The 7784-nt window shown below is 72.1% G+C and carries 8 protein-coding genes; 5 read left to right on the top strand and 3 right to left on the bottom strand.

Annotation, left to right across the window (positions count from 1 at the left end):
* The first annotated feature begins 39 nt into the window (after positions 1-39).
* The 5 genes from AB0I98_RS49205 to AB0I98_RS49185 are packed head-to-tail and all read left to right on the top strand — an operon-like array spanning position 40 to position 3865.
* On the top strand, positions 40-462 hold the full coding sequence (locus AB0I98_RS49205; RefSeq protein ID WP_362952961.1) for a roadblock/LC7 domain-containing protein: 423 nt from the start codon (positions 40-42) through the stop codon (positions 460-462).
* Positions 459-821, top strand: coding sequence for a DUF742 domain-containing protein (locus AB0I98_RS49200; RefSeq protein WP_362952959.1), 363 nt, complete (start codon positions 459-461; stop codon positions 819-821). Before AB0I98_RS49205 ends, AB0I98_RS49200 begins: the two co-directional genes overlap by 4 nt.
* Complete coding sequence (locus AB0I98_RS49195) at positions 793-1401, top strand: ATP/GTP-binding protein (RefSeq protein ID WP_362952957.1); 609 nt, start codon at positions 793-795, stop codon at positions 1399-1401. Before AB0I98_RS49200 ends, AB0I98_RS49195 begins: the two co-directional genes overlap by 29 nt.
* Positions 1398-2636 (top strand): cytochrome P450, encoded by a 1239-nt coding sequence (locus AB0I98_RS49190; protein WP_362952955.1) that lies wholly within the window; start codon positions 1398-1400, stop codon positions 2634-2636. Before AB0I98_RS49195 ends, AB0I98_RS49190 begins: the two co-directional genes overlap by 4 nt.
* The gene (locus AB0I98_RS49185) at positions 2633-3865 is read left to right on the top strand and encodes a cytochrome P450 (protein WP_362952953.1); all 1233 of its coding nucleotides are present in this window, start codon (positions 2633-2635) and stop codon (positions 3863-3865) included. Before AB0I98_RS49190 ends, AB0I98_RS49185 begins: the two co-directional genes overlap by 4 nt.
* Here the strand turns inward: AB0I98_RS49185 and AB0I98_RS49180 are convergent.
* The 3 genes from AB0I98_RS49180 to AB0I98_RS49170 form a co-directional block, all read right to left on the bottom strand.
* Positions 3819-4991 carry a glycosyltransferase gene (locus AB0I98_RS49180; protein ID WP_362952951.1) on the bottom strand — a complete coding sequence of 391 codons (1173 nt, stop codon included), beginning with the start codon at positions 4989-4991 and terminating at the stop codon, positions 3819-3821. The two genes, AB0I98_RS49185 and AB0I98_RS49180, sit on opposite strands and share 47 nt — an antisense overlap.
* 46 nt (positions 4992-5037) lie before the next feature.
* Positions 5038-6363: a nucleotide sugar dehydrogenase gene (locus AB0I98_RS49175; protein ID WP_362952949.1), complete on the bottom strand. Its 1326-nt coding sequence runs from the start codon at positions 6361-6363 to the stop codon at positions 5038-5040.
* 17 nt (positions 6364-6380) lie between these two features.
* A partial coding sequence (locus AB0I98_RS49170; protein WP_362952947.1) for a glycosyltransferase family 4 protein occupies positions 6381-7784 on the bottom strand: 1404 nt, incomplete at its 5' end.

The following is a 7784-nucleotide window of genomic DNA, read 5'->3' as shown; positions in this document are numbered from 1 at the left end:
CGAGACCGAACAGACCGACCACGAGGGGGGAGCGGCGCGATGACCAGCCGCGATGCGGGCGAGACGGCATGGGTGCTGGAGCCGATCCTCCAGGTACCGCATGTCGTGGCCGCCGTCCTGCTGACGCGGGACGGGCTGGTGAAGGGGTACACGGACGCGCTGGCGCAGCCATCGGCCGAGCGGGTGGCCGCCATCACCAGCACCGTCCAGGGGGCGTGCCGGACGGCCGCGGCGGCCTTCGCCGACCGGGACCAGGCGGAGGTACGGCAGGTCGTCATCGAGTCCGACCACGGCTATGTCCTCATCGTCCCGACGGATCACGGCACGTGCGTGGCCGCGTACGGGGACGGCGAGGTGCGCCTCGATCTGCTCGCGCACCGTGTCCATTCGCAGGTGGCGCGGCTGGGCGAGAAGGCGATGGCGGCCGCGCCCCGGGGAACCGACGGCGACGCGTCCGTATGACCGGCCGGCGTGGCGGCCGTCCCCTCGTACCCGCATATCTGTCGACCGGCGGCGTGGCCCGGCCGAGCCGCCCCCAGCTGGAGCGGCTGACGGTGCTCACCGGCAGCGGAGCACCCGCGCCCGCGGACCTGCCCGCCGCTCAACTGGCCCTGCTGGACGCCCTGGACGGCGGATCGCTGACCGTGGTGGAGGCCGCGGCCCTGCTGGAGCTGCCGGTGTCCGCGGTGCGAGTGCTGGCCGCCGATCTCGTCGACCGGGGCCTGGCGCTGGCCCGCCCGCCGATCCCGCCCGCCGAACGGTTCGCCCCCGACCTGCTGAAGAGAGTGGCCGATGGCCTCCGCGCCCTCAAGCACGACTAGCCGCACCCATTTGCCCGAGACCGCCCGCGAGTTGGTGAAGATCCTCGTCGCCGGGCCCTTCGGGGTGGGCAAGACGACCCTGATCGACTCCGTCTCCGAGATCCGGCCGCTGCACACCGAGGAGCCGCTCAGCGAGGCATCCGCGCAGACGGACGATCTCGCCGGCGTTCAGGACAAGTCGACGACGACCGTCGCCATCGACTTCGGGCGGATCAGCCTGCCGGACGGCATCGTCCTCTATCTCTTCGGCACGCCTGGGCAGGAGCGGTTCCGTTCGCTGTGGGACGACATCGCGTACGGGGCGCTCGGCGCGCTCGTCCTGGTGGACAGCCGCCGGATCGACGCGTCGTTCGACGTGCTCGGCCTGGTCGAGGAGACCGGGCTGCCGTACGCGGTCGCCTTCAACGCCTTCCCCGACGCTCCCCGCCACTACACCGACGAACAGCTGCGCGCCGCCCTCGACTTGGAGCCGACGACCCCGATGATCGTGTGCGACGCGCGGGACGCGGACTCCTCGATCGACGCGCTGCTCGCGCTGGTCCAGCACCTGATCGACCGCCACCCCCCGGAGCACCGGTGACCACCTATCCCTCCGCCCAGCAGGCCTTCTCCCTCTCCGCGCCGGTACGGCTGTGGGAGGACGGTTTCGCGCTGGATCCCTACGGCTACTACGACGCCCTGCGCGCCCAGGGCGCGGTCGGCTGGGCCGAACTCGCCCCGGGTGTACCGGCGTACGTCGTCACCGACCGGCGGGCCGCCCTGGACCTGCTGCACGACACGGACACGTTCTCGCACGATCCGCGGCCGTGGGAGGCGACCGTGGCCGACGACTCGCCGGTGCTCGGCATGATGCGCTGGCGGCCCAACTCCTTGTTCGCGGACGGGGCGGCCCATCTCCGCTACCGCACCGCACTGATCGACACCTTCGACGGGATCGAGCCGCACGACCTGCGCGCCCGTGTCCACCGGGCGGTGCATGTGCTGGTGAGCCGGTTCGGGCCGCAGGGCGAGGCGGACCTGGTCGGCGAGTTCGCGCGGCCGTTGATGGCGCTGGTGTTCAACAGTCTGTTCGGGCTGCCGGACAGCCAGAGCGACCGGCTCGACGCGGCGCTGGGCCGGATGATGGAGGGCGGCGCGGAAGCGGCGCAGGGCGAGGCGGAGTTCGGCGGCTACGTCATGGAGCTGATCGCCGCCAAGACCGAGCAGCGCGGCGACGACCTGCCGAGCCGGCTCCTCGACCATCCGGCCGGGCTCACTCCGGAGGAGGTCACCTGGCAGGTGTTCCTCACCCTCGGTGCCGGACACGAACCGACGGCGAACCTGGTGTCCAACGCGCTGTCCCGGATCCTCGGGAACCCGCTCTACTACTCGACCCTGACCAGCGGTGCCCGTCCCGTGATGGACGCGGTGGTGGAGGTGCTGCACCACGAGACGCCCCTGGCCAACTACGGCATCCACTACGCCCGCAGGGCCGGGACCTTCCATGGGGCGTGGATCAGGGCCGCGGTGCCGGTCGTGATCTCGTACGGGGCGCTCGCGCACTTCGCCGAGCGGGAGCGCGCCGACGGCCGCCACCCCCAGGACGCCTCGCATCTGTCCTGGTCGGCGGGCCCGCACGCCTGCCCGGTCAAGCAGCACACGCTGCTCATCGCCACCGAGGCGATCGAACAGCTCACGCAGTGGCTGCCCGATCTGCGGCCGGTCCTGCCCCGTGAGCGACTGACCTGGCGGCCCGGGCCCTTTCACCGCTCGCTGACCTCGCTGCCCGTCCGGTTCAGCCCCCGCTCCCCCGACCAGCCAGGAGATCCGTCGTGACCGTCACCGACCGCATCGCTCTCGACCCGTTCGGCGCCGACATCCCCGCCGAGAGCGCCCGGTTGCGCGCCCTCGGCCCGATCGTCCCCGTGGAGCTGCCCGGAGGCATCCCGGCGTGGGCGCCCACCGGCTACGACACGCTCAAGGAACTGATCCTCGACCCGCAGGTCAGCAGGGATCCCCGGTTGCACTGGAAGTTGTGGCCTCAGATCGGCGAACACCCTTCCTGGGGCTGGGTTCTGGGCTGGGTGGGCGTGGTCAACATGCTCTCGACGTACGGTGCCGATCACGCGCGCCTGCGCAAGCTGGTCTCGCCGAGCTTCACGCACCGACGCACCGAGGCGATGCGCCCGCGGGTGGAGGCGATCACGGCGGAGCTGCTCGACGGCCTTGCGCAGGTGGGCGCGGACGGTTCCGTGGTCGACTTCAAGGCAGGGCTGGCGCATCCGCTGCCCATGCGGATGATCTGCGAACTGTTCGGTGTCCCAGAGGAGTTGAGGGACGCCACCGGCACGCTGATCGCGGCCATCATGGACACGTCCGACCCGAGCCCGGAACACGCCGCGTTCGTTCAGCAGCAGATCGGCACCGTGCTGCCCGCGCTGATCGCCCACCGCACCGCACACCCCGGGGACGACCTCACCACCGAACTGATCCGGGTGCGGGACGAGGACGGCGACCGGCTCAGCGACGAAGAACTGCTCTACACACTGCTGCTGGTCATCGGCGCAGGCTTCGAGACGACCGTCAACCTCATCGGCAACGCGGTCGTCGCCCTGCTGACGCATCCCGAGCAGCTGGCCGCCGTACGGTCCGGGACGCTCGGCTGGGAGGGGGTCGTCGAGGAGACACTGCGGGTCCACCCGTCCATCGCCTCGCTGCCGTTGCGGTTCGCCGTCACCGACCTGACCGTCGGCGACGTCACCATCCCCGCCGGGGACGCCATCATCACGACGTACGCCGCCGCCGGGCTCGATCCCGCGCACTACGGTCCCGACGCCGGCACCTTCGACGCCGGGCGTGGAGCCGACGACCATCTGTCCTTCGGGATCGGTGTGCACCGATGCATCGGCGCACCCCTCGCCCGTATGGAGGCCCTCACCGCCCTGCCCGCGGTCTTCGCCCGCTTCCCCGGGCTGGAACTTGCCGTGGACGAGGGCGCGTTGCGGCAGGTGCCGTCCTTCATCGCGTTCGGCTGGCAGGAGATACCGGTACGGCTGGGCGGGTGAGCCGGCCGCTCCGGGACCCTGCCGACTCCGCCACCCACTTCTCCAGCCACTCGACGAACTCGCCTGCGCGCGCGGGCCAGTTGAGGTCGGTGAGGGCCGCGTCGCGCCCCCGCAGCGCGGCGCGCAGCCGCAGTTCGGCATCTCCGCTCAGGCGCCGTATCGCGGCCGCGGCCGCTGCCGGGTCCTCGTAGGGGACGACGAGGCCGCAGCCGTGGCCCCGGACGAGTTCGGCGGCGAGCGGGGTCGGCGTGGTGACGACGGGGACGCCGTGAGCCATGTACTCGACGACCTTGGTGGGGCGTGAGTGGCGGTAGTTGGGCTGGTCGTGGAGGAGGGAGAGGCCGGCCGTGGCGCCGGCCAGCAAGGCGAGGGCGCGGTCGTTGGGCAGGAAGCCGTGCCAGCGCAGGACACCGTCGCGGTCGGCCTCGGCGAGCGCCTCGCGTACGTCGGGATCCGCCGCGCCGATCACGTCGATCCGGAAGGACGGGCCGAGCAGCCGGGCCGTCTCGATCAGGTCCAGCGCGCCGCGAGCCTGTGACAGATGCCCCACGTAGACGACCCGGTCGTCGCCGGGCGGAGCCGGGACGGCGGACGGAACGACGGCGAGGTTCGGTACGACCGGATGGGAGCGGCGAAAGCGCGCCTGGTAGGCGTCCTCGGCGAGCAGCAGACGCAGCCGGCGCTCCGCCAGGCGCTCCGCCGCGCGCACCGCGAGGCGCATGGGCGGGCGCAACGGCCCCGGCACCCAGCCCTTCATGGCCAGTGCCGCCGCCGTGTCCTCGTGCACGTCCCACACCGTCACCGGGGGCCGGCCGGTGCGCCGCCACCGACGCAGGGTGCCGGGGAGAGCCAGCAGCAGTTCGGGGTCGTGCAGCAGCACCAGATCCACCTCGGGCCCGCGTTCGGCGAGCAGGCCGCGGGCCGCACGCAGTGCCGCGCTGCGGCTGCGGCCCGCGGCCCGCGGCAGGTCCACACCCTCGACGTACGGCCGCGGCGCCACGGAGCGGGCGGTGAAGGGGGCCGCGTAGACGATCTCGTGGCCGCGATCCCTCAGGGCCGCTGTCTCCCGGTGCAGGATGCGGGCGTCCTCGGGGTGGTGCACGACGGTGACGACGAGTATCCGCATAAGGCGCCTTTCAACTCCGTGGGACGCGGCCGTGCGGAGGAGCTGCCTAGAGCTCCTCGATCCCCGGCCGGAAGATCCGCCCCCGGGTGTCGAACAGCAGTCGGGCCTCGTCGGCGAGGGCGGGCAGGTCGTAGGCCGAGTGGTCCTGCAGCAGGATCGTCAGGTCGTGGTCCCGCGCGGCCGCGATGGCGTCGCCGACACGGGGGACGGCCACGCCGTCGACGGACCACTCGGGCACATGGGGGTCGTGGAAGGAGATCTCCGCCTCTCGTTCCCGCAGCAGCCGGGCCACCGGCACCGCGGGCGACTCGCGTTGGTCGGCCACGTCGGGTTTGTAGGTGACACCCATGAGCAGCACCCGAGAGCCGTGCAGCGGCTTGCCGACGCTGTTGAGCAGGTCCTGGGCGCGGCGCACGACGTACTCCGGCATCCGGCGGTTGATCTCCTGGGCGAGCTCGACGAAGCGGAACTCGTAGCCGAGCGAGGAACGCACCTTGTACGACAGGTAGTTGGGGTCGATGGGGATGCAGTGGCCGCCCACTCCGGCGCCGGGTCTGAAGGCCTGGAAGCCGAACGGCTTGGTGGCGGCGCAGCGGATGGCGTCCCAGACATCGACGTGCAACTCGTGGCTGATGATGGTCAGTTCGTTGACCAGGGCGATGTTGACGTGCCGGTACGTGTTCTCGATGAGCTTGGCCAGTTCGGCCTCGCGGGTGCCCTTCGCCTGGACGACGGTGTCGACGAGCTTGCCGTAGAAGGCGACGGCGCGTGCCGCGCAGGACGGGGTGCAGCCGCCGACGACCTTCGGGGTGTCGCGCAGTTGGTGCGCGGAGTTGCCGGGATCGATGCGCTCCGGTGAGAACGCCAGGGCGAAGTCCTCGCCGACGCGCAGCCCGGACTCCTCCAGCAGCGGGCGGACGATCTCCTCGGTGGTGCCGGGGTAGGTGGTCGACTCCAGGACGACGAGCTGCCCGCGCCGCAGCCGGCGGGCGATCGTCCGGGTGGCGTCGGTCACCGCGCTCAGATCGGGGCCCCCGTCCTCGCCCAGCGGGGTCGGCACGCAGATGACCACATTCTGCGCGCGAGCGAGACAGCGGTCGTCCGTGTACGCCGTGAATCCTGCCGCCCGCATGCGGCGGACGTCCTCGTCGGACACGTCGTCGACGTGCGAGCGCCCGGCGTTGAGCGCGCTGACGACGTCGGCGTTCCGGTCGAGCCCCACGACTCTCAGGCCGACCGAGGCGGCCTCCCGAGCGAGGGGCAGCCCGACGTAGCCGAGCCCGAGCACCGCGAGTTCGACGTCGTCGGCCTCCTCTTCGTCCCCGAGCGGTTGGTTCACCTCTGCGAGCGGTTCGGTCTCGTCGACCTGCATACGGGTTCACCCGGCTTTCAGGGCGGGAGTCGGCATCCAAGCGCGCGATAGGCATCGCGGGTCATGGCGGCGACCCGGCTCCAGGTACGGGCCCGCGCGACGATCGAGCGGGCGTTCATCCCCATTTCAATTCGCCGGTTTTGAGAATAAAACAGCCCTTCGATAACTTCCGCCCAAGTTTGTGGTGATGCGGAAGGAATGAGCTCACCGCTTGTGCCGGGCTCGACCAGTTCCCTCATCGCGGCGAGATCGCTGGCCACCACCGGCAGCCCGCTCGCCATCGCCTCGACCGGCTTGAGTGGCGTCACCAGACGGCAGACGCGCTCGTCGGTGCGCGGTACCGCGAACACGTCCAACACCGCGTGATACGACCGCACTTGGTCGTGCGGAACCCGTCCGGTGAACAGGGCGCCGCCGCCTCCGAGACCGAGCCGGACGGCCAGTGCCCGCAGCGCCGCCCGCTCCGGACCGTCGCCCACGATCAGCAGCCGCACGGGGACCCCGCGGCGGCGCAGCTCGGCACCCGTATGGAGCAATGTGCTGATTCCCTCGTATGGAGTAAGACTGCTGACGGTGCCGACGACGAGGTCGTCCGGCGCGATGCCGAGGCGGGCGCGCAGCGGCGCTCCGTCCGGCAGCGGGGCCAGGAAGTCGTCGTCCACCGCGTTCGGCGCGATCAGGACCCGTTCCTCGGGCACTCCACGGGCCACGATCTCGGCGCGCATTGCCGCGCCCAGGGTCAGGACCAGATCGGCCTCGCGCATGCAGTACGTCTCGAGCGCGCGCCGGGTGCGGTAGGTCGGGTCGTCCGGGCCGCGGCCCGGGGTCTGCGTCAGCCAGGTCTCCTCCAGAAAGCCCCGCACCTCGTAGACCACGGGCAACCCGTAGGCCTCGCGCAGCGCGAGGGCAACCCGTCCGTTGCCGTGGTCGGTGGCCGCGTGCAGGACGGCGGGCCGCAGCCGCTCCACCAGCCGCCCGGCCAGCTCGGCATTGCGGGCCAGCACGGCGTCCTGGCCGTACGGCAGCCGCGACGGCAGCAGCCGGTGCTGCGGTACGCCGCCCACGATCTGCAGCGGGCGCGCGTCCAGCACGCCCTGCGCCACCGGGAAACCGACGCGCGTGACCACGTGCGGATCGAGTCCGCCCGCCCGCTGGGCCTCGGCGAGTTTCTGGGTGCGCACGGTGTAGCCGGCGTGCTTGAACGGCAGCCCGTTGGTGACCAGATGGAGTACCCGGCCGGGCACCGGACGGACGGTCCGCCCGATGGGTGGCGGCACCCGCGCCGTACCGGACGCAGCGGCGGTGGGCCCGGCCGTGCGGGCGCGGGCGGCGAGCCGCCGTTCGACGCCCGCCAAGCGGCCCCCGACGGGGGGCGGCAGCAGCCGCATGCCGAGCAGTGCCGCCCGGACGGGGTCCTGGCG

The sequence above is a fragment of the Streptomyces sp. NPDC050211 genome (genome assembly GCF_040656035.1).
Taxonomy (GTDB): Bacteria; Actinomycetota; Actinomycetes; order Streptomycetales; family Streptomycetaceae; genus Streptomyces.
The sequence above is the reverse complement of the archived record's forward strand: the minus strand, read 5'-3'. Positions and strand labels throughout refer to the sequence as shown.

What these genes read in the sequence shown, in the direction of transcription:
- AB0I98_RS49205 (WP_362952961.1), top strand. Translation starts at nt 40, where the DNA reads ATGACCAGCCGCGATGCGGGCGAGACGGCATGGGTGCTGGAGCCGATC.
- AB0I98_RS49200 (WP_362952959.1), top strand. Translation starts at nt 459, where the DNA reads ATGACCGGCCGGCGTGGCGGCCGTCCCCTCGTACCCGCATATCTGTCG.
- AB0I98_RS49195 (WP_362952957.1), top strand. Translation starts at nt 793, where the DNA reads ATGGCCTCCGCGCCCTCAAGCACGACTAGCCGCACCCATTTGCCCGAG.
- AB0I98_RS49180 (WP_362952951.1), bottom strand. Translation starts at nt 4,991, where the DNA reads ATGCGGATACTCGTCGTCACCGTCGTGCACCACCCCGAGGACGCCCGC.
- AB0I98_RS49175 (WP_362952949.1), bottom strand. Translation starts at nt 6,363, where the DNA reads ATGCAGGTCGACGAGACCGAACCGCTCGCAGAGGTGAACCAACCGCTC.